Raw genomic sequence first — 25676 nt, forward strand, 5'->3', positions numbered from 1 at the left:
CCGACCAGGACAGGTGTTCACTGTCCCCAGCAGTCCCGCGCAGATCCCAGGAGCTCCTCCAAGTGCCAGCACCCGTGGTCGAGGCCCTCGTCCTGGGCCGCCCGTGCGCCGTCGCAGCGGCCCTGGTGACGTCCGTGCAGGTCCACGGCGGCTCGCTGACGGGGGTGGGTGGCTTCGGCAGCGTGGTGACCTGGCGGGTGCTCGACGCCCGGCTCGACCTGGTCGAGCTGCAGGCCGAGGTGGTCGACGCGCCCGGGCAACCGGGCGTGACACGGGTGCGGGTCACCCGGGTCGACGCGGCCATCGCCTCGACCGAGCGGTTCGTCAGCCCGCCCCTCGGCGCCCGCGACGACGACCGCGGCACCGGCTGAGCGACGCCGTGGAGCCGGTGGGCCGGGTCGCGCAGCTGTGGCGCCACCCCGTGAAGTCGATGGGCGGCCACCGGGTGCCCGAGGCGACGGTGGGGCGGCGCGGCGTACGCGCCGACCGGTTGTGGGCCGTCCGCGACCTGGAGACCGACGTGCTCGCGACCGCCCGTCGGCTGCCCGGGCTGCTGACCTGTGAGGCCCGCTTCGACGGCGAGCCACCCGCCGACGTCGGTCCGGGACGGTCGTGGCCCGTGGTGGTGACCTTCCCCGACGGGGAGGAGCTCGGCAGCGGCGACCCGCGCGTGCACGAACGGCTGGGCGAGCTGCTCGGGCGGCGGGTCCGGCTCCAGCCGCTGCCGCCGGTGGGCGACCGGCGGGCGCACCGGGCGGGCCTGCAGACCCCCGCGTCCGTACGCCGCGACCTCGGCCTCGACCGCGACGACCGGCTCCCCTCCCGCCCGGCCGTCCCGCTGCGGACGCTGCTGCGGCTGGCGCGCTACGCCACCCCGCCGGGCAGCCACGTCGACGTCTTCCCGGTCCACCTGCTGTCCACGACCACCCTCGCCACGCTCGCGGCCGAGGCGCCGGGGTCCGTGGTCGACGTACGCCGCTTCCGGCCCGACGTGGTGCTCGAGCTGGACCAGACGGCGGTGGCCGGGGCGGCCGACCCCGGCCTGCCCGAGCACGGCTGGTCGGGCGGCACGCTCCGGCTCGGCGGCGCCCGGCTCGCCGTCGTGACGCCGACGGTGCGGTGCGTCGTACCCACCCGGCCGCAGGCCGGCCTCGACCGCGACCGGGAGGTGATGCGCGCGGTGGCACGGCGCGCCGACCGCTTCGCCGGGGCCTACGCCGAGGTGGCCGCCGAGGGGCTGGTGAGGGAGGGCGACGAGGTCCTGCTCGCGCCGGGGCGTCCCCCGGGCGTCGTGCGCCGCGCCGCCGACCGCGCCCTGGCCGCCGCCCTCCAGCGGGCCGTCCGGCTGGGCGCCCGGACCACCTGAGTCCCACAGCCGATCCACAGCCAGCACCCACCCGGGCGCCAGGAACCGGTCGCAGGATCGTCCCCGTGACCGCCACCCACCCGCACCCCCCGGCCCGTCGTGCCCCCCGTGACGGGTCGCCGCCGGGTCGGGTGGCGGCACCCCCGTCGGACCCCGCGGCCCCGCGGCTGCACCCCGCCCGCCCGGCGGCCCACCCCGGCCGCCGGGCGAGGCAGGACGCCGTGGCCCGCACGGGCGCCGGGGCCGCGCTGTGGCTCTCGCTGCTGCTGGTGACCTCCTGGTGGGTGGCCGGGCGCGGCGTCCAAGACCTCGGCGGCTGGGCGACCGGGCTGACCTCGGTCGGCCGGCTCAGCGGGCTGGTCGCCTCCGTGCTCCTGCTCGCCCAGGTGGTGCTGATGGCCCGGCTGCCGGTGCTCGAGCACGCCTTCGGCCAGGACCGGCTGGCCCGGATCCACCGCGTCGTGGGGTTCTGGTCCTTCGACCTGATGGTGCTGCACGTGGTCACCATCACCTGGGGGTACGCCGGTGGCGCCCTCCCCGACGTGCCGAGCACCCTGTGGGACCTCGTCACGACCTACCCCGGCATGCTGCTGGCCACCGCGGGTGCCCTCTGCCTGGTCATGGTCGTGGTGAGCAGCGTGAAGGCGGCCCGGCGGCGCCTGCGCTACGAGTCGTGGCACCTGCTGCACCTCTACGCCTACCTCGGCGTCGGCCTCGCGCTGCCCCACCAGCTCTGGACCGGCACCGAGCTCACCGGCTCGACCGCGCGCACCGTGTTCTGGTGGACGGCCTGGGGCCTGGCCGCCGCCGCGGTCCTGGGGTGGCGGGTCGGCCGACCGGTCGCGCTCAACCTGCGCCACCGGCTCCGCGTGGCCGCCGTCGTCGACGAGGGCGAGGGCACCTGGTCGGTCCACGTCGAGGGTCACCACCTCGACCGGCTCCCCGTCGAGGCCGGCCAGTTCTTCAGCTGGCGGTTCCTGGGCCGCCAGGGCTGGACCCGCGCCAACCCGTACTCGCTCTCCGCCGCCCCCGACGGCCGCACCCTGCGCATCACCGTCCAGGGCGTCGGCGACGGCAGCACCGCCTCGCGGGCGCTGCGACCCGGCGCCCGGGCGCTGGTCGAGGGGCCGTTCGGCCGGCTCGGCGAGCGGGCCCGCACCCGGTCCAAGGTCGCCTTCATCGGCGCCGGCGTCGGCATCACCCCGCTGCGCGCCCTGGCCGAGGAGCTCGCCTACCCGCCCGGCGGAGCGGCGTACGTCGAGCGCTTCACCGGCGCCCCGCTCTTCGCCGCCGAGGTCGACGCCCTGGCCCGCGACCGTGGCCTGCAGGTGCTGCGGTTGCCCGGCCACCGCCGCGACCCCGGCTCCTGGCTCGGCGACGGCATGGCCCCGCGGGACGACCTCGCCCACCTCCTCCACTGGGTCCCCGACATCGCCGAGCGCGACGTCTACGTCTGTGGGCCCGCCCCCTGGACCGACCTCGTGCGCCGCACCCTCGAGGCCGCCGGCCTCCCCCCTGCCCACCTCCACGTCGAGACCTTTGCCTGGTGACCCCATGAGACGCATCTCCGCCTTCGTGCTCAGCACGATCTCCGTCGTCGTCCTGCTGTTCGGCTACAGCACCTCCACGGCCGGACCGCTCGCGGCCACCACCCCGCCGGCCGCCGAGTCCGGCACCACCGCTGGGTCCACCGGGTCCGCCGGGTCCACCGGGTCCGCCGGGTCCACCTCGACCTCCGGCGGCACCTCGTCCGGCAGCACCGTCACCGGCCAGGTCGTCTCGACCCGCTGGGGACCGGTCCAGGTCGAGATCACCGTCGCCGACGGCCGGCTCACCGGCGTCCAGGTGCTGCAGCAGCCGACGGGCAACCCCAAGGACGAGGAGATCAACGCCTACGCGCTGCCGATCCTCACCCAGGAGTCCGTCGACGCCCAGAGCGCCGACATCGACATGGTCAGCGGGGCGACCGTCACCAGCGAGGGCTACGTCTCCTCGCTGCAGAGCGCGCTCGACCAGGCCGGGCTGTGACCACCGACCTGCGGGCGCTGCCGTCCCTGCCCGTCATGCCCGTCCACCGCCGGGTCGAGCACGTGATGGGGATGCCCGTCAGCCTGGCGCTGCGCGGCCGCCACGCGGTCGACCACGAGGCGGACGCCGCGTGGGCGGAGGTGCTGGCCGCCCTCCGCGACGTCGACCGGGTCTTCAGCACCTACCGTCCCGACTCGGTGGTCTCCCGGCTCGACCGCGGCGAGCTCGCCCTCGCGGACTGCCCGACCGAGGTCCACGAGGTGCTGGCGCTGGGCGAGCAGGCGCGGCAGGAGTCCCGCGGCGCCTTCGACGTACGCCGCCCCGGGCCCTCGGGGCGGAGGGTGCTCGACCCCAGCGGGGTCGTCAAGGGATGGGCCGTCGAGCGGGCTGCGCGGGTGCTGGAGCGGCTGCGGGCCACCGACTCGTGCCTCTCGGCCGGTGGCGACCTCGTCTGCCGCACCGCCCTGCCGGGCTCGCCGGGCTGGCGGATCGGGGTCGAGGACCCGGCCGACCCGTCGCGCGTCCTGGCGGTGGTGCCGGTCCGCGACGGCGCGGTCGCGACCTCGGGGCTGGCCCACCGCGGCGACCACGTCGTCGACGCCCGCAGCGGCGAGGTGCCGCGGGCGCTCGCCTCGGTCACCGTCGTCGCACCCGACCTGACCTGGGCCGACCTCGACGCCACCGCGGCCTTCGCGCTGGGCGCCGACGGGCCCGCCTGGTTGCGCGCCCGCCCGGGCCGCACCGGCGTCGTGGTCCACGCCGACGGCCGGGCCGAGAGGTTCAGTGGTCCGAGCAGGTCCCCACGAGCTCGACGGTGTGGCTGATGTCGCGGAAGCCGTGCGCCTCGGCCGTCCTGGCCGCCCACGTCTCGACCGCGGGGCCCCGGACCTCCAGCGCCTTGCCGCAGACGCGGCAGACCAGGTGGTGGTGGTGGCTCCCCGAGCACAGCCGGTAGGTGACCTCGCCGGTCTCGGAGCGCAGCGAGTCGAGCTCGCCGCCCTCGACCATCGCCTGGAGCGTGCGGTAGACCGTGGCCAGGCCGACGCGCCGGTCGGCACGACGCATCGCCTCGTGCACGTCCTGGGCGCTGCGGAAGTCCTCGAAGCCCGCCAGCGTCTCGGCGATCGCCGCGCGCTTGGTCGACGTGCGTCCGCGCGGCGGGGGCGTCGGGTCGCTCACGCGGGCCACCCTAGCCAGGGCGGAGGGGCCCCGGAGGACGGCACGGCATGGCGCGGAGGCACCGGTGGTCTACTCCCACCGGTGACCTCGTCCACATCGATGCCACGGCCGACCGGCATCGCCCCTACGCTTCTCGGGTGCTCCATGACTCAACTACCCCGGTCGACTGGTCCGACTACGCCGCCGTGCTGTTCGACCTCGACGGCGTGGTGACCCCGACCGCCGAGGTGCACATGCGCGCCTGGGCCGAGATGTTCAACGCCTTCCTCTCCGAGGGCGACGCCGGCGGCGGTGACCGGGCGGCGTACACCGACGCGGACTACTTCGCCCACGTCGACGGCAAGCCCCGCTTCGACGGGGTCCGTGACTTCCTGTCCTCGCGCGGCATCGAGCTGCCCGAGGGCGAGGACGACGACCCGGCCGACCGCGAGACGGTCAAGGGCCTGGGCAACCGCAAGAACGACGCCTTCAACGCGGTGCTCGCGCGCGACGGCGTCGAGGGCTACCCCGGCTCGGTGCGCCTGCTCGACCACCTGCGCTCGCTCGGCCTGCCGCTGGCCGTGGTCTCCTCCTCGGCCAACGCCCCGGCCGTGCTCGAGACCGCCGGCCTGCGCGACCGCTTCGCCGAGGTCGTCGACGGCGCCGTGGCCAAGGCCGAGGGCCTGCCCGGCAAGCCCGCGCCCGACACCTTCGTCCGCGCCGCCGAGCTCCTCGGCACCGACGCCGCGCACTCCGTCGTGCTCGAGGACGCCGTCTCCGGCGTCCGCGCGGGGGCGGCCGGCGACTTCGCGCTCGTCATCGGCGTCGACCGCGGCGCCGGCGTGCAGACCCTCACCGACGCCGGGGCACACCTCGTGGTCGCCGACCTCGACGAGCTGGTGCCGACCACGCAGGACGCGCCGTGAACCGCCGCCAGAAGGTCGCCCACCCGATGGACCGCGGCCGCTTCCCGGCCGACCCGTGGCGGCTCGTGGAGACCACCCACCGCTACGAGGACCTCGGCACCACCGAGACCCTGTTCGCGGTCGGCAACGGCTACCTCGGCATGCGCGGCAACCCCGAGGAGGGCCGCGACGCCGTGGCCCACGGCACCTTCGTCAACGGCTTCCACGAGACCTGGCCGATCCGTCACGCCGAGGCCGCCTTCGGCTTCGCGCGCACCGGGCAGACGATCGTCAACGTCCCCGACGCCAAGCTGATGAAGCTCTACGTCGACGACGAGCCCCTCATCCTCGGCACCGCCGACCTCGAGCACTACGAGCGCAGCCTCGACTTCCGCGACGGCATCCTGCGGCGCAGCCTGGTCTGGCGCACCCCCTCGGGCAAGCGGGTCCTGGTCGAGTCGACCCGGATGGTCTCCATGACCCAGCGCCACCTCGCCGTGATGACGCTCGAGGTCACCATGCTCACCGGCGACGCCCCGATCGTGATCTCCTCGCAGCTGCTCAACCGTCAGGACGGGCAGGACGAGTACCACACGCCGTACGAGGCGATGGGCGAGGGCACGGACCCCCGCAAGGCCGCCGCCTTCGACCAGCGGGTGCTGCTGCCGCGGATGCACTACGCGACCGAGGACCGGATGATGCTGGGCTACCAGTGCGCCCGGTCGCAGATGACCATCGCCGTCGCCGCCGACCACCAGCTGCAGACCGAGAACGAGCACGAGGTGCTGGTCCGCGGCAGCGAGGACCTCGGCAAGACGGTCTTCCGCGTCGAGGCCCGCGAGGGCCGGTCGATCCGGCTGGAGAAGGTCGTGAGCTACCACACCTCGCGCGGCGTGCCCGTGCGCGAGCTCTCCGACCGGTGCGACCGCACCCTCGACCGCGCGCTGCGCCACTCGGTGGCGCACTACGAGGAGGAGCAGCGCGGCTGGTACGACCGCTTCTGGGCCACCAGCGACGTCGAGCTCGACGGCGACGCCGAGCTGCAGCAGGGCGTGCGCTTCAACCTGTTCACCCTCGCGCAGGCCAGCGCCCGCGCCGACCGCCAGGGCGTGCCGGCCAAGGGCGTCACCGGCTCGGGCTACGAGGGCCACTACTTCTGGGACACCGAGATCTACGTGGTCCCGTTCCTGTCGTTCACCCAGCCCCACGTCGCGCGCAACCTGCTCCACTTCCGCAACCGGATGCTCCCGGCCGCACGGCAGCGCGCCCGCGAGATGGCGCAGAGCGGGGCGCTGTTCCCGTGGCGCACCATCAACGGCGAGGAGGCCTCGGCCTACTACGCGGCCGGCAGCGCCCAGATGCACATCGACGCCGACATCGCCTACGCGCTGATGCAGTACGTCGGCGCCACCAACGACGTCGGCTTCCTCGTCCGCGACGGCGTCGACCTGCTCGTCGAGACCGCCCGGATGTGGTCCGAGCTGGGGTTCTGGCGCACCAACGGCAAGCCCAGCTTCCACATCCACGGCGTCACCGGGCCCGACGAGTACACCACCGTGGTGAACAACAACCTGTTCACCAACGTGATGGCCCGCTACAACCTCGAGAAGGCCGCGCTGGTCGTCGAGCGGATCGCCGAGCACTACCCGATCGACCACCAGAAGCTGGTGCACCGGCTCGGCCTCGGCGCCGACGAGGTCGAGACCTGGAAGCGCTGCGCCGAGGGGATGGCCATCCCCTTCGACGAGGGCCTGGGCATCCACCCGCAGGACGACTTCTTCCTCGACCGCGAGGTGTGGGACCTCTCCCGCACGCCGATGGAGAACCGGCCGCTGATGCTGCACTACCACCCGCTGGTGATCTACCGGTTCCAGGTGCTCAAGCAGGCCGACGTGGTGCTGGCGATGTTCTTGCACGGCGACCGGTTCACCGACGAGCAGAAGCGCGCCAACTTCGAGTACTACGACCCGATCACCACCGGCGACTCCACCCTGTCGGCGGTCGTGCAGTCGATCATGGCGGCCGAGGTCGGCTACCACGAGGTCGCGATGGACTACTTCCGCCAGGCGGTCTACGTCGACCTCGGCGACCTGCACGAGAACACCGTCGACGGCATCCACGTCGCCTCGGCCGGTGGCGTGTGGAGCGCGATCGTCTTCGGCTTCGCCGGCATGGGCGACCGGGAGGGCCGGCTGAGCTTCGACCCGCGCCTGCCCGCGGGCTGGGACGCGCTGCGCTTCCCGCTCGCGTGGCGCGGCTCCCAGCTGCGCGTGGAGATCACCCAGGACTCGCTCGCGGTCACCTGCGTGTCCATGGGCGAGGAGAAGGTGCACGTGCGCGTCGGCGGCGAGCTGCACAAGGTCTGTGTCGAGGAGCCGCTCGTGGTGGCCCTCGCCGGCCAGGGCCCGCGCATCGACGGCCTGCTCGGCGACAAGCCCCAGGTCGGCGGCACCCGCGCCGACGGCACCAAGATCACCGCGGGCGTGCCCGAGCCGATGATGTTCGTCGAGGACGTCGCCCCCGAGATGGACAGCCCGATCGAGCTGCTCGTCGGCGACGGCGACAACGCCTTCGGCCGCGGCTGACGTCCGAGGCCCGGGGCCTCCTGCTGGTCGGGGGGTCGGATGGCGCCCCGCCGGCGTCGTGGACGACGCGGCGGGGCGCCACCCTCGGCACCACCGTGGCTCGCTGCTTGACCAACGTGAGATGCCGCGGACGATCACCTCGGGCCTGGGCTGCGCACCCGAGGTGGCATCCGCTCCTCACGTACCCAGCGCGCGTGGTCTGACCCTCGCCCCCCCGCCCGACCGGTGGGACGGCCCCGCCACAGGTGCCCCGCCGGCCTGCCGCGGGAGCGGCTCCTGTGACGCTACGGAGACCGTGGCACGTGCCACCCTCTCCGTAGTCCTCGCCTAGGTGTGCGAGCGGCGCTGCGAGGCGCCGGCCAGGGTGCCCATGACGGCGAAGGTGGCCGTGGTGCCCAGCACGATCAGCACCGGGGCGGTCCAGGCGTCGGTCGCGTCGTGGGCCAGGCCGAGCACCGCCGGGCCGGTCGCCGCCACGACGTAGCCCACGCCCTGGACGAACGCCGAGAGCTGGGCGCTCTCCCGGTCGGTGCGCGAGACCTGCACGACGATGGTGAAGATGGCCGCGAAGCCGCCGCCCTGCGCGACGCCGCCCAGGACGCTGCCGAGCAGGTAGAGCTCGGGGGCGAGCAGCAGCTGCAGCGGGAAGCAGACCCACAGCAGGCCCACGACCGCGATGGTGGGGGCGGGCGAGAGCCGCGTGGCGAGCAGGGGCACGCCGAACGCCCCGACGACCGCGCACACCTGGAACACCGACGACGCGGTGCCCGCGCCCGTCGCCCCCAGCCCGATCTCGTCGGCCAGGAGCGAGGGCAGCCAGGCGGTCAGGGCGTAGTAGGAGCTCGCCTGCCCGGCGAAGGCCAGGCCCAGCAGCCACGCGATCGGGGTGCGCCACACGATCCTGACGTCCGACGGGGACGTCGCCGGCTCCGCCCCGGCCGACGTCGGTCGACCCCCGCCCGTCGGTCGACCCCCGCCCGTCGGTCGACCTTTGCCCGCTGGTCGAGCCCGTCGAGACCCCGACCGGCCGCGCCACCACCGCCACGCCCCGAGGGCCAGCACGGCGGGCAGGGCCCACACGGCCAGGGCGAGGCGCCAGCCGAACGCCTGGGCGACCGGGGCGGTGGCCAGGGTGACCACCATCGAGCCGAGGTTCATCGCGGTGACGTAGACCCCGGTCACCACGCCCGCCTGCGGGAGCGGGGTCTCGCGCCGGATCACCACGGGCACGACGACGTTGCCGACGGTGATGGCGGCGCCGATCACCACCGTGCCGAGCACCGCGAGCGGGTAGCCGCCCAGGCTCCGGACCACCGAGCCGACCACCACCAGGCCGAGGCAGATCGAGACCGCCTGCTCGATCCCGGAGCGCCGGATCACGGCCAGGGCGACCGGCGCGAGCAGGCCGAAGCAGAGCACGGGCAGGCTGGTCAGCAGCCCGACCGCCGCGCTGCCGACCCCGAGGTCGGTGCGCAGCTCGCCGGTGATCGGCGCCACCGCGACGAACGGCGAGCGCAGGTTGAGCGAGACCAGCACCAGGACGGCCACGAAGACCCACGGCAGCGCCCCGGGACGCACGCCAGGGCGCGGACGGGGAGGTGTCATCCGGTGTTGCGCATCCCCGCCGCGATGCCGTTGATGGTCAGCAGCAGCGCCCGCTCGAGGTCGGGGCTCTCCTCACCGGCCCGCAGCCGCGAGAGCAGCTGCACCTGGAGCAGGTGGAGCGGCTCGAGGTAGTTCTCGCGCACCTCCAGCGTCTGCCGCAGCACCGGCTCCCGCTCGAGCAGCCGCTCGTCGCCGGTGACGGCCAGGACCCGGGCGCAGGTGAGGTCGTACTCCTCGCGGATCACGGCCAGGATGCCGTGGGTGTGCTCGGGGGCCAGCGTCGTGACGTAGCGCTCCGCGACCTCGAGGTCGGCCTTGAACAGCGTCATCGCGACGTTGTCGAGGAAGGTGCGGAAGAACGGCCACGCGGCGTACATCTCGCGCAGGTCCTCCTCGCTCCCGTCGACCGCGGCGAGGCCGGTGCCGACGCCGAACCAGCCCGGCACGATCTGGCGCGACTGCGTCCAGCCGAAGACCCACGGGATGGCGCGCAGGCCGTCGAGGCCGGCGTCCTGCTGCGGGCGCTTGGAGGGCCGCGAGCCGATGTGCATCGAGCCGAGCAGGTCGACGGGGGTGCAGGCCAGGAAGTACTCCGCGAGGTCGTCGCGCTCGACGAGGTCGCAGTAGCGGCGGTGCGCGTGGGCGGAGACCTGGTCCATCAGGTCGTCCCAGCGCTTCGCCTGCTCCGGCGTACGACGGTCCTGGCGGTGCAGCAGCGAGGCCTCCAGCGTGGCCGCGACCAGCAGCTCGAGGTTCTCCCGGGCCAGCACGGGCAGGGCGTACTTGTCGCTGATCACCTCGCCCTGCTCGGTCAGCTTGACCTCGCCGTCGACGGTGCCGAAGGGCAGCGCCATGATCGCGTCGTACGTCGGGCCGCCGCCGCGTCCGACGGAGCCGCCGCGGCCGTGGAAGAACCGCAGCCGTACGCCGTGGCGCCGCGCGACGTCGCGGGCCAGCCGCTGCGCCCGCTGGATCTGCCACTGCGAGGTGGCGATGCCGCCGGACTTGTTGGAGTCGGAGTAGCCGAGCATGACCTCCTGCACGTCGCCGCGCAGCCGCAGCAGCTCGCGGTAGGACGGCTCGGAGAGCAGTCCCTCGAGGATCGGTTCGGCGCGCTCGAGCTCCTCGACGGTCTCCAGCAGCGGCACGAAGCCGATCCGGGCGACGCCGCCGGCGAGGTCGACCAGGCCGGCCTCGCGCGCCATCACCACGGCGGCGAGGACGTCGTCGACGTCGCGGGTCATGGAGATGATGTAGCTCTCGATCGCCCGGCTCCCGAGGCTGTCGAGCGCCTCGCGGACCACGCCGAACACCTCGACGGTGCGGCGGCCGTCGTCGTCGATCGGCGGCGGCTGCTGCGAGAGCGGCCGGTGCACGGCCAGCTCGCGGGCGAGGACCTCGGTGCGCTCGGGCTGGGTGAGGTCGGCGTACGGCTTCTCGAGGGTGCCGAGGCGGTCGAGCAGCTGGCCGAGGGCGTGGTGGTGCTTCTCGGCGTGCTCGCGGACGTCGAGCGTGGCCAGCGTCAGGCCGGACGCGGCGACGGTGCGGACCAGGCGCTGCAGGTCGCCGCCGGCCAGCAGCGGCCCCTGGTGCTCCAGCACCGAGGCGTGCAGCAGCGCGAGGTCGGCGAGCAGCTCGGCGTCGTCGCGGTAGTCGCGTCCGGGCTCGTGGGGCGCACCGGCGCGGATCCGGCGCTCGGTGACCTGCAGCCGCAGGTCGACGCAGGTCAGGAACAGCCGGTAGGGCTCCTCGACGTTGAGCCGGCGGTAGCGCGGCTCGACCTCGGGCAGCCCGTCGAGCATCTCCTCGGTGCGGGCCACGAGGTCCTCCGAGACCGTGGAGAGGCGCACGCTGACCGAGAGGGTGCGGCGCAGCTCGTTGACCTTGCGGCGGATCACCGCGATGCCGTGGGTGGCCTGGAGCCGCAGCACCTCGCGGGTGGTGTCGGGCGTGACGTTGGGGTTGCCGTCGCGGTCGCCGCCCATCCAGGTGCCGAACCGCAGCGGGGTGGTCTCCAGCGGCAGCGCGACACCCCACTCGGCCAGCTGCTCCTCGAGCTCCTCGAGCACGTCGAGCACCGCGGCCGAGGTGAGGCCCTCGAGGTAGTAGATGCCGTTGCGCGCCTCGTCGACGACCTCGGGCCGGTCGATGCGCAGCTCGTCGGTCTGCCAGAGCAGGTCGACGGCGCCCTCGAGCTGGCGGGTCCGGCGCGGGGTGTCGGGCTCCTCGAGCAGCGCCGCGACCGAGCGCAGCTTGTCGAGGGTCGTGCGCCGCGCGACCTCGGTCGGGTGGGCGGTGAAGACCGAGCGCACCGCGACCTGGGCGACGGTGGCGGCGACGTCCTCGGCGTCGGTGCCGGCCTCGCGGACCCGGCGCATCGCGCCCGCCAGCGGCCCGCCGTGCTCGCCGCGCTGCTCCAGCAGCGACCGACCGCGGTGCTCCTGCTCGGTGACGTTGGCGAGGTGGAAGTAGGCCGTGAACGCCCGCGCCAGCGTCATCGCGGTCGGCAGGTCGAGCTCGGGCAGGTCGAGCGAGTCGTCCTTGGCGGCGTGGCGGACGCTCTCGACGAGGTCGAGCAGCTCCTGGCCGTGGGTACGCGTCAGCGTCTCCCCGAGCATCGAGGTGACGAGCCGGATGTCGCGGCGCAACGGCGCCTCGGCGGCGGGGGGCAGGTGCTCGGACATGGGTGCTCCCGGTGGTGTGGAGATCGGTCCGGTCAGAGGGCCGGCGACGTCGGCGGCACCCGCAGGGCAGCACGAACCTAGTGGATCGGAGGGTTCCCTCGCATCCGGAGGTCGTGGGGTGGGACGCCGCTCAGGCGCGCACCGGCAGGGTGCGCCAGCCGCGGATGACGGTGGTGCCGCGGGGCTCCGGCCGGGCGGCGCGGCGTACGCCGGGCCAGCGCTCGAGCAGCAGCCGCAGCGCCACCTCGCCCTCGAGCCGGGCGAGCGGGGCGCCGACGCAGTAGTGCGCGCCCCCGGAGAAGGCCAGGGTGTCGCGACCCTCGGGCCGGGTCAGGTCGAAGACGTCGGCGTCCTCGTGGACCGCCTCGTCGCGCCCGGTCGAGCCGAGCAGCACCAGCACGACCCGGTCGCGGCGCACCTCGACCGGCCCGACCCGCACCGGCTCGTGGGCCACCCGCGCGGTGAGCTGCACCGGCGGGTCCCAGCGCAGCGTCTCGGTCACGACGCGCCCGGCGAGCGTGGGGTCCTCGGTCGCCATCGCCAGCTGGTCGGGGTGCTGCAGCAGCGCCTGCACCGCGTTGCCGATCAGGTTGGTGGTGGTCTCGAACCCGGCGAGCAGCAGCAGCTGCGCCAGCGCGACCACCTCGTCGGCCGTGACCGCGTCGGGCCCGTCGGCGGCGGTCGCGAGCCGGCTCAGCAGGTCGTCGCCGGGGTCCGCGCGGCGCTCGGCGACCAGCCGCTCGAAGAGCGCCCGCAGGTCGGCCTGCGCCCGGAGCAGCCGCTTGTGGTGCAGCACCGAGGTGACGCCGTCGAGCGAGGCGCCCAGCGTGCTCCCCCAGGCGGCGAACTGCCGGGCGTGCTGCGGTGGGATCGCGAGCAGGTCGCTGATCACCGCGACCGGCAGCGGGCTGGCGTACGACGCGACCAGGTCGACCGGCCCCCGGGCGGGGTCGAGGGCGTCGAGCAGCCGCGTGGCGGTCGCCTCGACCTGCGGCCGCACCGCCTCGATCCGCCGCGCCGAGAACGCCGGCGTCGCCAGTCGTCGCAGCCGGCCGTGGTCGGGCGGGTCGAGCCCGAGCAGCGACATCTCCAGCACGTCGGGCTCGGTGCCCTCGTGGACCGGGCCCCCGGTCACGTCGAAGGGCTGCTGCCCGTTGGCGAGGCGTACGCCGAACCGCCGGTCGCGCAGCACGGCGTGGGCGTCGTCGTAGGTGCTGGCCACCCAGATCCCCGACCGGCTCCACATCAGCCGGCGGTCGCAGCGCAGCCGCTCGTGAACGGCGTACGGGTCGTGCTTCCACGGCGCCTGGAACAGCCGCGCCACCGGGTCGCCCACTGCGGCCAGCCCGAGCGTCCCGGCGCGCAGCGTCGCCAGCCGCCGGCCCAGCCGCAGGTCGGCCCGCGCGGTGTCCAGCAGGCTCATGCCTCCATGGTGCGCCCCCGGTGGGCGGTGCGCCACGGGGCGGGGTGGGGTGGTGGTGGGTCGCGGTGAGCGGGTCGCGGTGGGTGGGTCCGGTTTCCCAGGTGATGAACCCGAACTGCCTCTCTGCACACCACGCGTGGTGTGCGAGGACCCGGTCTGGGTTCATCACCCGGGAAACTGCCGGGTCGGCGGCCGGCGTACGACCTCGATCGGACATCTCGGGCGGCTCGGCAGCCTTTCCAGGTGCTTGGCGGGCATCGCGACGCCTGCCGAGCACCACATTCCCCGGACGTCCGGGGAACCAGCAGCGGCGGCCCCTAGGTCAGCCAGCGGGTGAGCGGCGAGTCGGGCGGGAGGTGCTCGATGCGGGAGGGCGAGGCGGACATCCGCTCGAGCAGCCCGGCCAGGTCGCCCGCGTCGCCGAGCTCGACGCCGACCAGCGCCGGGCCGGTCTCGCGGTTGTTGCGCTTGACGTACTCGAAGAGCGTGATGTCGTCGTCGGGGCCGAGCGTCTCGTCGAGGAAGGCCCGCAGCGCGCCGGGCTCCTGCGGGAAGTCGACGAGGAAGTAGTGCTTCAGGCCGGTGTGGACGAGCGAGCGCTCGAGGATCTCGGCGTAGCGGCTGACGTCGTTGTTGCCGCCCGAGAGCACGCACAGCACCACGGCGTCCGGGCCGAGGCCGAGGGTGGGGAGCAGCGCCGGCAGCGCGGCCGTGGCGAGCGCGCCGGCGGGCTCGGCGATGATCCCGTCGGACTGGTAGAGCGAGAGCATCTCGGTGCAGACCTGGCCCTCGGGCACGGCCACGACGGTGGCCCCGGAGGCGCTGACCTGCCGGTAGGTCACGTCGCCGACCCGGCGTACGGCGGCACCGTCGACGAACGGGTCGACCTCGGGCAGCTCGACCGGCTCACCGGCGGCGAGCGCCGCGGTGAGGGACGCGGCCCCGGAGGGCTCCACCCCGACCACGCGTACGCCGGGATGCCGCTCGCCCAGCCACGCGACCGTCCCGGCCAGCAGCCCGCCACCGCCGACGGGCACGACCACGAGGTCGGGCACGACGCCGAGCTGCGTGACCGCCTCGCGCACCACGGTGCCCTGGCCGGCGACGGTGGCCGGGTGGTCGAAGGGCGGCACCAGCACCCGCTGGGTCGCCTCGGCGTGCCGGCGGGCGGCCCGGGCGGCGTCGTCGAAGGAGTCGCCCTCGACGACCACGGTGACGTGCTCGCCGCCGAGCCCGGCGACGCGGTCGCGCTTCTGCCGGGGGGTGGTGCGCGGCAGGTAGACCCGCGCCGAGACCCCCAGCGCGGCGCACGCGAAGGCGACGCCCTGGGCGTGGTTGCCGGCGCTCGCGCAGACCACGCCGCGCGCCCGCTCCTCCGGCGTCAGCCGGGCCAGGAAGTGGTAGCCGCCGCGCGACTTGTAGGACCGCACCGGCTGCAGGTCCTCGCGCTTGAGCACCACCCGCACCCCGTGGCGGGCCGAGAGCCGGAGGCTGTCCTCCAGCGGCGTCACCGGGACGGTGCCGGCCAGGACGTCGGCGGCGGCGTCCACGTCGGCGGCGCTCACGAGGGTGACGGGTGCGGGACTCACCCCCCGATCATCGCGCGGCCGGGGTCACGGGCCCCCCGGGGGGTCAGGGGGGGCCGAGCGGGTACACGGCCCCCGTCCTGTCCCCCGTCCTGCCCCACGACCCCGGAGGTGAGCTGCCCGTGCCGACCCCCGATGACGTTCCCGTCCACGTCGTCCCCGGTCCCCGCGGCCACGGGGTCGACCTGTGCGCGCGCCAGCTCGCCGCCGCCGTCGGCGCCACGGTGGTGGCCGAGGTCCCGGAGGGCGGCTCCGGGCCGCTGCACCTCCACGTCACCGACCGGGTCTGGGGCGCGACGCCCGAGGCGGCCGCCGCCGCGGTGGTCGCCGTGTGCCGCAGCCGCCCGACCACGCTCACGCTCCACGACGTGCCGCAGCCCCACGACGGGCGGGCGCTGTTCCCCCGTCGCCGCGCGGCGTACGCCGCCATGGCCCGCGCCGCCACCGGCGTCGTCGTCTCCTCGTCCCACGAGCGCGGCCTGCTCGCCCGGGTGCTCGGGGACGAGCCGGGACCCCGCACCCCGGTCGAGGTCGTCCCGCTGCCCACGGTCACCCGCCAGGACCCCACCAGCACCACCGCCGCGGGAGCCGCCCACCGCCTCGCCGACGACGGCGGGCGCTGGCGCCGCCCGGGCCGCGGCACGCTGGGCGTGGCCGGCTGGGTCTACCCCGGCAAGGGCCACCTGCAGGCGCTCGGCGCCGCCGCCGCGCTCGCCCGCCGCGGCCTGGTCGTCGACGTGCTCGCGCTGGGCGCCGTCGCCCGCGGCCACGACGCCGACGCCGAGGAGCTCGTGCGCCGCGGCGCCCGGATCGGCGTCGAGGTGCAGATCAGCGGCTGGCTGGCCGACCACGAGCTCGACGAGGCGCTGAGGTGCGTCGACGTGCCGTACGCCGGGCACCGCAACGTCTCGGCCTCCGGCTCGGTCAACTCCTGGCTCTCGGCCGGCAGGCGGCCCCTGGTGCGGCGCGGGCCCTACTTCGAGGAGATGGCCCGGCTCCGCCCCGGCACCCTGCGCCTCGTCGACGTCGCCGGGCTGCCCGACGCCGTCGCGGCCGCCCTCGCCGACCCCGCGAGCACCCGGCTGCGACCGGGCGCGGGCCTCGCCCACGACCTCGACGACGCCGCCCGCGGCTACGAGCGGTTCTGGGGGCGGGTGCTGCTCCAGGGCAGCGGCCGGGTCGCGTGACCCCTCCCTGGGGCCGACCGCCCGCCGACGACGAGGAGTGGACCGACGAGGAGCCGCCGCACCGCACCGTCGGCGTCGTGGTCACCCACTTCGAGCAGCCGGCCGAGCTGGCCCGCACGTTGCACGCCCTTGCGCGCCAGACGCTGCCGCCCGACGAGGTCGTGGTCTCCGACGACGGGTCGGCCGTGCCACCCACCGTCCCGCGCGGCACCCGGCTCGTGACGCAGGAGGACCGCGGCTTCCGGGCCGCCGCCGCCCGCAACCACGGCGCGGCCCAGCTGGGCACCGACGTCGTGGTCTTCCTCGACGCCGACACCGCGCCGGAGCCCGGGCTGCTCGCGGCGCTCACCCGGCTGCCACGGCGGCAGCCCGACGTCCTCGTGGTCGGTCGTCGGCGCCACGCCGACCTCGCCGGGCTGCCGGTCGACGCACCGGTCGAGGTGGCCGGGCCGGCGCACGAGCTCGCCGAGCCGGCGTGGCTGCGCTCGGCGTACGCCGCCTCGCGCGACCTGCGCGACGCCGACGACCTGTCGTGCCGGTTCGTGATCAGCGCCGTGATGGCCTGCTCGAGGTGGTGGTTCGAGGAGCTGGGCGGGTTCGACGAGGGGTTCACGGCGTACGGCGGGGAGGACTGGGAGCTCGCGCACCGCAGCCGCCTCGCCGGCGGCCTGCTCGCCCACGAGCCGACGGCGGTCGCCTGGCACGACGGACCCGACGCCGGGGAGCGTCCGCGCGGCGTGAAGACCGCCGAGACCGCCGCGATCGCCTCCCGGGTCGGTGTGCCCGGGCTCTCACCGCGCGGCCTGCTCGGTCTCGCCGGTCGGGCCACCCCGGTCGACCGGCTGCTGGCGCCGGACGCCTCCCTCGACGACCGCACGCTGCTGCTGGTCTGCGACGCCGCGCTGGCCGCCGACCCCACCGCCCACCTGCTGCTCGACGACCGGCAGGCCGAGGTGCTGGCCGGCGAGCCACGCGTGCTGCGCCACCACGGCGACCCGCTCACGGTGGCCACGGCCTCGCCCGCGCGGCTGCTGGTCGAGCTGCACCGGGCGCGGCAGCTCGACGCCGAGGCCTGGCGCGGGCTGCTCGCCGGTCGTCACCCCGGCGTGGCGACCGACCACGACGCGCCGGTCGCGACCACCACCGAGCTCCGGCTCGTGCGCCGCGCCCGTCGCTGGGGCACCACCCCGCCCGCGCCCCCGCTCGCGCCCGCACCGGGGCGACCGCTGCCCGACGACCTCTCCCTGGAGGCGTGGCTCGGCGGCTGGTGACATGCTCTGCTGATGTGAGCGCACCCACCCCCGACGAGCTGGTCAACTGGGCCGGCAACCACCCCTACTCCGCGGGCCGCTACCTGCGGGCCGGGTCGGTCGAGGAGGCGCAGCAGGCGGTCGCCGACGCCGACCACGTCCGGCTCGTCGGCACCCGCCACTCCTTCAACGACCTGTGCGACACCCCGGGGACGCTGCTCGACCTCACCGCCCTCACGGCCGAGCCCGAGCTCGACGAGGCCGAGGGCACCGTCCGGGTGGCCAGCGGGACGCCGTACCGCGTGGTCGCGTCATTCCTGCAGGAGCGGGGCCTGGCGCTCGCCAACCTCGGCTCGCTGCCCCACATCTCCGTCGGCGGCGCCTGCGCGACCGGCACCCACGGGTCGGGGGCCGGCAACCGGGTGCTGGCGGCCGGCGTACGACGCCTGGAGCTGATCGACCCCTCCGGCGAGCTGCGCACCATCGCCGACAACCACGTCGACTTCGACGGCTCGGTCGTCGCGCTCGGGGCGCTCGGGGCGGTCACCCGGCTGGACCTCGAGGTCGAGCCGACCTACCTCGTGCGCCAGGACCTCTACGACCACCTGCGCTGGTCGGAGTCGATCGAGCAGGTCACCGAGCTGCTGGGGTCGGCGTACAGCGTGAGCGTGTTCGGCCGCTGGAACGACACCGACCCGACCGAGGTGCTGGTCAAGCACCGCGTCGAGACCGACGAGGCGCCCCTGGACTGGACGGGCGGGGTGCCGCCGATGGCCGCCGACGCGGCGTTCCGGCTGCTGCCCGGCGAGGACCACCTGACGCTGCGTGGCGAGCCCGGGCCGTGGGCCGAGCGGCTGCCGCACTTCCGCGGCGACCGGCAGCCCAGCTTCGGCGACGAGATCCAGACCGAGTGGTTCGTCGACGCCGACGACGCCGTGCCCGCGCTGCGGGCGGTCACCGACCTGGCCGCCTCGCTCGGCGGCGAGCTCGAGGCGCTGCTCGCCGTCACCGAGATCCGCGCGGTCCGCGGCGACGACCTGTGGCTCTCCCCGGCACAGGGTCGGGAGACCGTGGCCCTGCACTTCACCTGGAAGCGCGACCCGATGGCCGTGCTGTCGATGGCGCTGCGCATCGAGGACGCCCTGGCGTCGTACGCCGCCCGACCGCACTGGGGCAAGGTCCACGGCGCCGTCGACCCCGAGCTCTACCCGCGCCTGCCCGACTTCCGCGACCTGCTCGCCCGCACCGACCCGGCGGGGAAGTTCACCAACGACCACGTCCGGCAGGCGCTCGGCCTGGGGTGAGGGGCGGGGCGGGGCGCCCCGGGTCCGCCATGTAACGCGGAGTTGTTGATTCTGAACAAGGGGCGTACGCCGCACTCGGGCACCACAACCCCGCACCAGAGGTACGCCGCGCGACCGGCTGGTCAGCTGCCGGTCGACAGGTGGTGGAGCACCTCGGCCGGGGTCGCCAGCACGGTGACCGCCCGCTCGGCGTCGAACAGGTGTCCCCAGCCGGCGGCCAGCGGCACGGCGCCTGCGTCGCGGGCGGCGCCGACGTCGAGGGGCGAGTCGCCGACATACACGCACCCCGCCGGGTCCACCCCGAGCTCCTGCGCCACCCGCAGCACGCCGTCGGGCGCGGGCTTGGGCCGCTCGACCTGGTCGCCACCGACGACCACTTCGAACCAGCCACGCAGCCCGGCCGCCTCCAGCAGGATCGCCGCGGCCCGCGCGCTGTTGCCGGTGAACACGCCCATCGGCACGCCGCGCCCGTGCAGCTCGGCCAGCACCTCGGCCACCCCGTCGTGCACGCGTACGCCGCTCCCGACCTCGGCCAGCGTCGCGTGGTAGCGCTCGCCCAGCGCCGGGTCGGGCTCCCGGTCGAGCATCATCCCCAGCATCACGTGGGGCGCGCCGGCGTCGTAGTAGGCCACCACCTCGTCGCGCGTCATCCGCGGCCCGCCGAGCGCCAGCACCGTCGCGACGAACGCGTCCGGCACGATCGCCGACGAGTCGACCAGGGTGCCGTCCATGTCCCACAGCACGGCTCGTACGTCGCGTCCGCTCACGCCGGTCAGCGTCCCAGACGGGTGGTCGGCGCCGCCGTACGGCCCGCGCATCGCGGCGGCGCCCATCTGGTGCGGTGCTGTGGTGCCCGAGTGCGCCGTACGACCCTTGTTCAGAATCATTAACTCCGCGTTACATGGAACTCGGGCCACGCCAGGCGACGCCGGGCGACGCCGGGCGACGCCGCCGACCTACCCCCGCTCGGCCGCCTGCTTGCCGAGCCGGAGCCAGGTGTCGACGACGGTGTCGGGGTTGAGGCTCATCGACTCGATGCCCTGCTCGACCAGCCAGTCGGCGAGGTCGGGGTGGTCCGAGGGGCCCTGGCCGCAGATGCCGACGTACTTGTCGAGGTCGCGGCAGGCCTTGATCGCCTTCTCGAGCAGGACCTTGACGGCCGGGTCGCGCTCGTCGAAGGAGCTCGCCACCAGCGAGGAGTCGCGGTCGACGCCCAGGGTGAGCTGGGTGAGGTCGTTGGAGCCGATCGAGAAGCCGTCGAAGTGCTCGAGGAACGCCTCGGGGATGACCGCGTTGGAGGGCACCTCGCACATCATCACGACCTGCAGGTCGTTCTCGCCGCGCACCAGCCCGTGGGTGCCGAGCAGGTCGATGACGCCCTTGGCCTCGGCCACGGTGCGCACGAACGGGATCATGATCTTGACGTTGGTCAGGCCCATCTCGTCGCGCACGTGCTTGAGCGCCGCGCACTCCATCTCGAAGCAGTCGGCGAACTCCTCGGAGAGGTACCGCGAGGCGCCGCGGTAGCCGATCATCGGGTTCTCCTCGTCGGGTTCGTAGCGGGTGCCGCCGACGAGGTTGGCGTACTCGTTGGACTTGAAGTCGCTCATCCGCACGATCACCGGCTCGGGCGCGAAGGCCGCGGCCAGCATCGAGACGCCCTCGGCGACCCGCTGCACGAAGAAGTCGCGGGGCGAGGGGTACGCCGCGATGATCTCCTCGACCTCCGAGCGCAGCTCGGCCGGCAGGTCCTCGCCCCCGGCCTCGAGCTCGAGCAGCGCCTTGGGGTGGATGCCGATCTGGCGGTTGATGATGAACTCCAACCGGGCCAGGCCCACGCCGCGGTTCGGCAGCTGCGCGAACGAGAACGCCTGGTCGGGGGTGCCGACGTTCATCATGATCTTGACCGGCACGTCCGGCATCGAGTCGAGCTCGGTGCGCTCGACGTCGAAGTCGAGCAGGCCGTCGTAGACCATGCCGGTGTCGCCCTCGGCGCAGGAGACGGTGACCTCGCGGCCGTCGGCCATGTCCTTGGTGCCGCTGCGGGTGCCGACGACGGCGGGGATGCCGAGCTCGCGGGCGATGATGGCGGCGTGGCAGGTGCGGCCGCCGCGGTTGGTGACGATGGCCGAGGCGCGCTTCATGATCGGCTCCCAGTCGGGGTCGGTCATGTCGGCGACGAGCACCTCGCCCTCGACGAACTCGTGCATCTGGTCGATCGAGGACATCACCCGCACCGCACCGGCGCCGATCTTCTGGCCGATGGCGCGGCCCTCGACGACGACCTCGGCGCCCTGGGTGACCTGGCGGGAGATCTTGAAGCGCTCCAGCGTGCCGGTCGAGCGCGACTGCACCGTCTCGGGTCGCGCCTGGAGGATGTAGAGCCCGCCCTCGACGCCGTCCTTGGCCCACTCGATGTCCATCGGCCGGCCGTAGTGGTCCTCGATGGTGAGCGCGTGCCGGGCCAGCTCCTCGACCTCGGCGTCGGTGAGGCTGAGCAGGCGGGAGTCGGCCGGGTCGACGTCGACGAACTCCGTCGTACGGCCCACGGCGGGGTCCTCGGTGTAGACCATCTTGGTCGCCTTGCCGCCCACCCCGCGCTTGAGCACGGCCGGCCGGCCCTCGCGCAGCGCGGGCTTGTAGACGTACCACTCGTCGGGGTTGACCGCGCCCTGCACGACGCCCTCGCCCAGGCCGAAGGCCGAGGTCACGAAGACCGCGTCGCGGAAGCCCGACTCGGTGTCCATGGTGAACATGACGCCCGAGGAGCCGACGTCGGAGCGCACCATCTTCTGCACGCCGGCGGAGATGCCGACGTCGGCGTGGGCGAAGCCGTGGTGGACGCGGTAGCTGATGGCGCGGTCGTTGTAGAGCGAGGCGTAGACCTCGCGCACCGACTGCAGGATCGCCTCGATGCCCTTGACGTTGAGGAAGGTCTCCTGCTGGCCGGCGAAGGAGGCGTCGGGCAGGTCCTCCGCGGTGGCCGAGGAGCGTACGGCGAACGACGGCTCGGCCGATCCGGCGGACTCCTCCACCAGCACGTCGTAGGCCTCGCGCACCTGGCTCTCGAGGTCCTCGGGGAAGGGGTGCTCGTTGATCCAGCCGCGGACCTCGCGACCGGCCTCGGCCAGCGCCCGGGTGTCGTCGGTGTCGAGGTCCTTGATCCGCTCCTCGATGCGCTTGGCGAGCCCGTCGACCTCGAGGAAGCGCACGAACGCGTCGGCGGTGGTGGCGAAGCCGTTGGGCACCGCGACGCCGAGGTCGGTCAGGTGGGAGACCATCTCGCCGAGCGAGGCGTTCTTGCCGCCCACCTGGTCGAGGTCGTCCATGCCGAGGTCGGAGAACCAGCGGACGTTGGGGGCCGGGGTCTGGTCGGACATGGGGGTGCTCCTCGGGTGGGGCGTCAGCGGTTCGACGCGGGACGGGTGCGGCCGCGCGTGCGGACCAGCTGCTGGATGATGACGGTGGAGATCTCCTCGACCGAGCGGGCCGAGGAGTCGACGGTGGGCACGCGGTGCGCGTCGAAGAGCTGCTGCGCGCGGCGCAGCTCCCAGCGGCACTGCTCGGGCGAGGAGTAGCGCGAGCCCGGGCGACGCTCGCCGCGCACCCGGCTGAGGCGGTCGACGTTGGTGACCAGCCCGAAGCAGCGCTCGACGTGCTCGCGGACCGGGTCGGGCAGGTCGCTGCTCTCGAGGTCCTCGTCGACCAGGGGGTAGTTGGCCACGAACAGGCCGTGCTGGAGGGCGAGGTACATGCTCGTGGGCGTCTTGCCGCACCGCGAGGGCGCCAGCAGGATCACGTCGGCCTTCTCCAGCATCCGCACGCTCTGGCCGTCGTCGTGCTCGATGGTGAACTCGATGGCCGCCATCCGGTTGTTGTAGCGCTTGATGTCGCCGACGCCGTGCAGCCGGGCGGGCTGGCGTACGCCGCGCTGGCCGAGCACCTCCTCGACGCGACCCATGTGCAGCTCGAAGAAGTCGATGAGGGGCGCGCGGGTGCGCTGCAGCTCCTGGCGCACGGCGTCCTCGGCGGCGGTGCTGAACACCAGGGGGGTCACCGGCCCGTCCATGGCCTCGTCGAGCTGGGCCACCACGCGGCGGGCGTCCTCGACCGAGGAGATGAAGGGGATCAGCGTCCGGTCGAAGAGCAGGTCGGGGAACTGGATGAGCAGGGCGTTGCCCATCGTCTCCGCGCTGATGCCGGTGCTGTCGGAGAGGAAGAAGACGGGGACGACCGTCTCGTCCTGCTCGGGTGTGGCCACGTCACCGTCCCTGGTCATGGTCGCCGCGCTCGCGCACGGCTCACGTGTCCCGGGAACCTACCCCGTCGGGGTCGGGGCGGACCACCGCCCCGGCTCCCGGGGCGCCTCGACCACCTCGGTGAGCGGTGCCGCGGGCAGCCGGACCTCGAAGACGCTGCCGCCGCCGGGGTTCTCGCGCACCGACACCGTGCCCCCGCAGCGCTCCACCGCGCGCCGCACGATGGCCAGGCCCAGACCGGTGCCGCGGTAGGCGTCGCCGTGGGCGCGGTGGAAGGTCTCGAAGACCTGCTCGCGCTGCTCGGCGGGGATGCCGATGCCGTTGTCGGTGACGGTCAGGACGGTCCAGTCGACGTCCTCGCGGCCGCGCACCTGCACGCGGGGGCGCACCCCCGGGGCGACGTACTTGGTGGCGTTGCCGATCAGGTTGTCGAGGATCTGCCGCACCATCACCGGGTCCGCGAGGGCGTGCAGCCCGGTCTGGACGTAGACCTGGGGCCGGTTCTCGCGCTCGCGGAAGGCGGTGGCGGCCTCGTCGGCCGCGCGCGAGAGGTCGACGTCGACCTGCTGCACGGGGGCGTCGCGCACCACGGTGTAGCTGAGCAGGTCGTCGATGAAGCGACCCATCTGCAGCGCCGCGCCGCTGACCCGGTCGAGCATCCGCAGCCCGTCCTCGGGCGCCACCGCACCGTCGCGGAACTCCTCGGCCAGGGCCTCGGACCAGCCGTTGATCACGGTGAGGGGCCGCTTGAGGTCGTGGGCCACCACGCCGCTGAAGGCCGCGAGGGCGTCGCGGTCGTGGCGCAGCGCGGTGACGTCGCGGTAGGTGATGATCGCCCGGCGCTGCGGGTCGGCCGGGTCGGCCGGCGGCAGCGGTGAGGCCGCCACCTCCAGCACGAGCGGCTCGCGCCCGTCGCGGGGACGCAGCAGGTAGTCGGCCAGGACCTGGTGGCCCTGCACGGCGAGCCGGAACGGGCGCTCGTCGTCGAGCACCGGTCGGCCGTCGGCGTGGCGCAGGTCGTAGAACGCCGGGTCCTGGACCCGCGTCGAGTCGCCGTCGGCCTCGCCCAGCAGCACCCGGCCCGCCGGGTTGCGCAGCAGGAACTCCCCGTCGGCGTCGGTCACCACGACGCCCTCGCGCATGTGCTCGAGCACCGCGCCGAAGAGCTGGGCCCGGTCGGCCGTCTCGGCCTGCAGCGCCCGCAGGTCGGCCAGCGCCCGGTTGCGCTCGGCCCGGCTGAAGGCGAGCACCAGCCCGGTCAGGACGGTCATGGAGACGAACACCTGGGCGTAGAGCGCCCGCTCGGCCAGGTCGAGGACCCCGGCGAAGGGGCCGCGGCCGGCCAGGGTGAAGGCGATCGCCGCGCCGCCGGTGCCCAGCCCGTGGAGCACCACGCCGACCGGGCCCAGCCGGACGCCGGCCAGCACGGTCGCGAACAGCAGCAGGAAGCCGACCGGCGGGGCCTCGACCCGGCCGAAGACGAGCAGCACGAGGGCCACCGACATCGCCGTCAGCGCGACCGCGTCCACCGTCGTACGCCGGGACGGGGGCCGCCTCCCCGCGACGTCGTCGGCCCGCGCGAGGACCAGCAGTCCCAGCACGCCGACGGTGAGGATGCCGGCCAGGTTGCGGCCCCACCACACCGAGAAGCTCATCCAGCCGAGGTCCTGGTCGAGCAGCCCCAGCCCGACGTGGCCCAGCCCCGCGGCGACCAGGCACGCCAGCGCGGCGCTGCCCGTGATCGCGCCGAGGTCGGCGAGGTTGCCCGGCGTCCGGGTGCCACCGAAGGAGTGGAGGTCGGGGCGCAGCCGCCGGACCACCAGGACGAAGAGCGCCGCCTGGAGCAGGTTGGTCGCCACGAACACCGTCGCCAGCGCCGGCGGGGCACCCGTGGCGGCGTTGACGCCGAAGACCGCGGCGCCGAGCACGGCGAGGTCGACGGGCAGCCGTCGCCGGGTGCTGGTGGCCAGCCACAGCGCCCCGACACCGGCCGCCGGCCAGACGAGGCTGAGGGCGTGGCCGTCGATGATGGTCAGGCGCCCGAGCACGCCGGCGGCGACGTAGAGCGCCAGCCAGACCAGCAGGCGCGACACCTCGCGCGACGGGGACCTCACCCGAGGATTATGTGGTCCGCGCGGCGGTTTCCGGACCGGTTTGTCCGGAAATTCGGGCGAGACCACCCGATGAGGTGGCGCGGTCTAGTGCCGACGCACCAGCAGGGCGGGGACCCGGCCGACCTCGCGGCCGACGTCACGCAGGCCGTCGCCGATCAGGCGGGCCACGGCCACGAGGCCGGCGGCGTCGACGTGGAGCACGAGGCCGTTCACGGGTGGGTC

20 protein-coding genes are annotated in these 25676 nt (G+C 74.6%); 10 read left to right on the forward strand and 10 right to left on the reverse strand.

What is annotated here, in order from left to right; translation table 11 throughout:
• The first annotated feature begins 62 nt into the window (after positions 1-62).
• The 5 genes from ASG49_RS13910 to ASG49_RS13930 all read left to right on the forward strand — a co-directional run bounded on the left by ASG49_RS13910 (position 63) and on the right by ASG49_RS13930 (position 4218).
• Positions 63-371: a hypothetical protein gene (locus tag ASG49_RS13910; protein ID WP_156384347.1), complete on the forward strand. Its 309-nt coding sequence runs from the start codon at positions 63-65 to the stop codon at positions 369-371.
• An 8-nt stretch (positions 372-379) separates the two neighbouring features.
• Complete coding sequence (locus ASG49_RS13915) at positions 380-1366, forward strand: MOSC N-terminal beta barrel domain-containing protein (protein WP_056542857.1); 987 nt, start codon at positions 380-382, stop codon at positions 1364-1366.
• A gap of 65 nt (positions 1367-1431) precedes the next feature.
• Positions 1432-2916, forward strand: a complete 1485-nt coding sequence (locus ASG49_RS13920; protein ID WP_235562080.1) for a ferric reductase-like transmembrane domain-containing protein — start codon at positions 1432-1434, stop codon at positions 2914-2916.
• A 4-nt stretch (positions 2917-2920) separates the two neighbouring features.
• Positions 2921-3394: an FMN-binding protein gene (locus ASG49_RS13925; RefSeq protein ID WP_056542859.1), complete on the forward strand. Its 474-nt coding sequence runs from the start codon at positions 2921-2923 to the stop codon at positions 3392-3394.
• The gene (locus ASG49_RS13930; protein WP_200936329.1) at positions 3391-4218 is read left to right on the forward strand and encodes an FAD:protein FMN transferase; all 828 of its coding nucleotides are present in this window, start codon (positions 3391-3393) and stop codon (positions 4216-4218) included. Before ASG49_RS13925 ends, ASG49_RS13930 begins: the two co-directional genes overlap by 4 nt.
• Here the strand turns inward: ASG49_RS13930 and ASG49_RS13935 are convergent.
• Positions 4175-4573, reverse strand: coding sequence for a transcriptional repressor (locus ASG49_RS13935; protein WP_056542861.1), 399 nt, complete (start codon positions 4571-4573; stop codon positions 4175-4177). The two genes, ASG49_RS13930 and ASG49_RS13935, sit on opposite strands and share 44 nt — an antisense overlap.
• 137 nt (positions 4574-4710) lie before the next feature.
• On the opposite strand from ASG49_RS13935, the gene ASG49_RS13940 reads away from it, so the two are divergent.
• Positions 4711-5478 (forward strand): HAD family phosphatase, encoded by a 768-nt coding sequence (locus tag ASG49_RS13940; protein WP_235562081.1) that lies wholly within the window; start codon positions 4711-4713, stop codon positions 5476-5478.
• A 26-nt stretch (positions 5479-5504) separates the two neighbouring features.
• Positions 5505-8042, forward strand: coding sequence for a glycoside hydrolase family 65 protein (locus ASG49_RS13945; RefSeq protein WP_082534170.1), 2538 nt, complete (start codon positions 5505-5507; stop codon positions 8040-8042).
• A 327-nt stretch (positions 8043-8369) separates the two neighbouring features.
• Here the strand turns inward: ASG49_RS13945 and ASG49_RS13950 are convergent, their stop codons facing one another.
• The 4 genes from ASG49_RS13950 to ilvA form a co-directional block, all read right to left on the reverse strand.
• On the reverse strand, positions 8370-9647 hold the full coding sequence (locus tag ASG49_RS13950; protein WP_082534137.1) for a CynX/NimT family MFS transporter: 1278 nt from the start codon (positions 9645-9647) through the stop codon (positions 8370-8372).
• Positions 9644-12331: a phosphoenolpyruvate carboxylase gene (ppc, locus tag ASG49_RS13955; RefSeq protein ID WP_056542867.1), complete on the reverse strand. Its 2688-nt coding sequence runs from the start codon at positions 12329-12331 to the stop codon at positions 9644-9646. The genes ASG49_RS13950 and ppc overlap by 4 nt, the downstream gene beginning before the upstream one ends.
• 130 nt (positions 12332-12461) lie before the next feature.
• Positions 12462-13754, reverse strand: coding sequence for a cytochrome P450 (locus ASG49_RS13960; RefSeq protein ID WP_056542869.1), 1293 nt, complete (start codon positions 13752-13754; stop codon positions 12462-12464).
• A gap of 317 nt (positions 13755-14071) precedes the next feature.
• Positions 14072-15343: a threonine ammonia-lyase IlvA gene (gene ilvA, locus ASG49_RS13965; RefSeq protein WP_200936330.1), complete on the reverse strand. Its 1272-nt coding sequence runs from the start codon at positions 15341-15343 to the stop codon at positions 14072-14074.
• A gap of 119 nt (positions 15344-15462) precedes the next feature.
• Between ilvA and ASG49_RS18935 the strand changes: the two genes are divergently transcribed.
• Genes ASG49_RS18935 through ASG49_RS18940 form a run of 3 tightly spaced genes read left to right on the forward strand, consistent with a single transcriptional unit; the run spans position 15463 to position 19081 of the window.
• On the forward strand, positions 15463-16527 hold the full coding sequence (locus ASG49_RS18935; RefSeq protein WP_056542873.1) for a hypothetical protein: 1065 nt from the start codon (positions 15463-15465) through the stop codon (positions 16525-16527).
• A complete protein-coding gene (locus ASG49_RS13975) occupies positions 16524-17798 on the forward strand; it encodes a glycosyltransferase (RefSeq protein WP_056542874.1) in 1275 nt (424 codons plus the stop codon). Before ASG49_RS18935 ends, ASG49_RS13975 begins: the two co-directional genes overlap by 4 nt.
• Positions 17799-17812: 14 nt before the next feature.
• Positions 17813-19081, forward strand: a complete 1269-nt coding sequence (locus ASG49_RS18940) for an FAD-binding protein (protein ID WP_056542876.1) — start codon at positions 17813-17815, stop codon at positions 19079-19081.
• Between the two features lie 122 nt (positions 19082-19203).
• On the opposite strand, the gene ASG49_RS13985 is transcribed toward ASG49_RS18940, so the two are convergent.
• The 5 genes from ASG49_RS13985 to ASG49_RS19485 all read right to left on the reverse strand — a co-directional run bounded on the left by ASG49_RS13985 (position 19204) and on the right by ASG49_RS19485 (position 25667).
• On the reverse strand, positions 19204-19968 hold the full coding sequence (locus ASG49_RS13985) for an HAD family hydrolase (RefSeq protein ID WP_200936331.1): 765 nt from the start codon (positions 19966-19968) through the stop codon (positions 19204-19206).
• Between the two features lie 69 nt (positions 19969-20037).
• Positions 20038-22461: a phosphoenolpyruvate synthase gene (gene ppsA, locus ASG49_RS13990; RefSeq protein WP_056542877.1), complete on the reverse strand. Its 2424-nt coding sequence runs from the start codon at positions 22459-22461 to the stop codon at positions 20038-20040.
• Positions 22462-22484: 23 nt separating this feature from the next.
• The gene (locus tag ASG49_RS13995; protein WP_235562082.1) at positions 22485-23342 is read right to left on the reverse strand and encodes a pyruvate, water dikinase regulatory protein; all 858 of its coding nucleotides are present in this window, start codon (positions 23340-23342) and stop codon (positions 22485-22487) included.
• A 57-nt stretch (positions 23343-23399) separates the two neighbouring features.
• A complete protein-coding gene (locus ASG49_RS14000) occupies positions 23400-25454 on the reverse strand; it encodes an ATP-binding protein (protein ID WP_162244531.1) in 2055 nt (684 codons plus the stop codon).
• Between the two features lie 84 nt (positions 25455-25538).
• Positions 25539-25667, reverse strand: coding sequence for a hypothetical protein (locus ASG49_RS19485; protein ID WP_255355136.1), 129 nt, complete (start codon positions 25665-25667; stop codon positions 25539-25541).
• Positions 25668-25676 lie beyond the last annotated feature (9 nt).

This window comes from Marmoricola sp. Leaf446 (assembly GCF_001424755.1).
Classification (GTDB): Bacteria; Actinomycetota; Actinomycetes; order Propionibacteriales; family Nocardioidaceae; genus Marmoricola.

Excerpts from the sequence above, each read along its gene's own strand:
- ASG49_RS13925 (WP_056542859.1), top strand. The coding sequence starts at position 2,921 with ATGAGACGCATCTCCGCCTTCGTGCTCAGCACGATCTCCGTCGTCGTC.
- ASG49_RS13945 (WP_082534170.1), top strand. The coding sequence starts at position 5,505 with ATGGACCGCGGCCGCTTCCCGGCCGACCCGTGGCGGCTCGTGGAGACC.
- ASG49_RS13950 (WP_082534137.1), bottom strand. The coding sequence starts at position 9,647 with ATGACACCTCCCCGTCCGCGCCCTGGCGTGCGTCCCGGGGCGCTGCCG.
- ppc (WP_056542867.1), bottom strand. The coding sequence starts at position 12,331 with ATGTCCGAGCACCTGCCCCCCGCCGCCGAGGCGCCGTTGCGCCGCGAC.
- ASG49_RS13960 (WP_056542869.1), bottom strand. The coding sequence starts at position 13,754 with ATGAGCCTGCTGGACACCGCGCGGGCCGACCTGCGGCTGGGCCGGCGG.
- ASG49_RS13985 (WP_200936331.1), bottom strand. The coding sequence starts at position 19,968 with ATGATTCTGAACAAGGGTCGTACGGCGCACTCGGGCACCACAGCACCG.
- ppsA (WP_056542877.1), bottom strand. The coding sequence starts at position 22,461 with ATGTCCGACCAGACCCCGGCCCCCAACGTCCGCTGGTTCTCCGACCTC.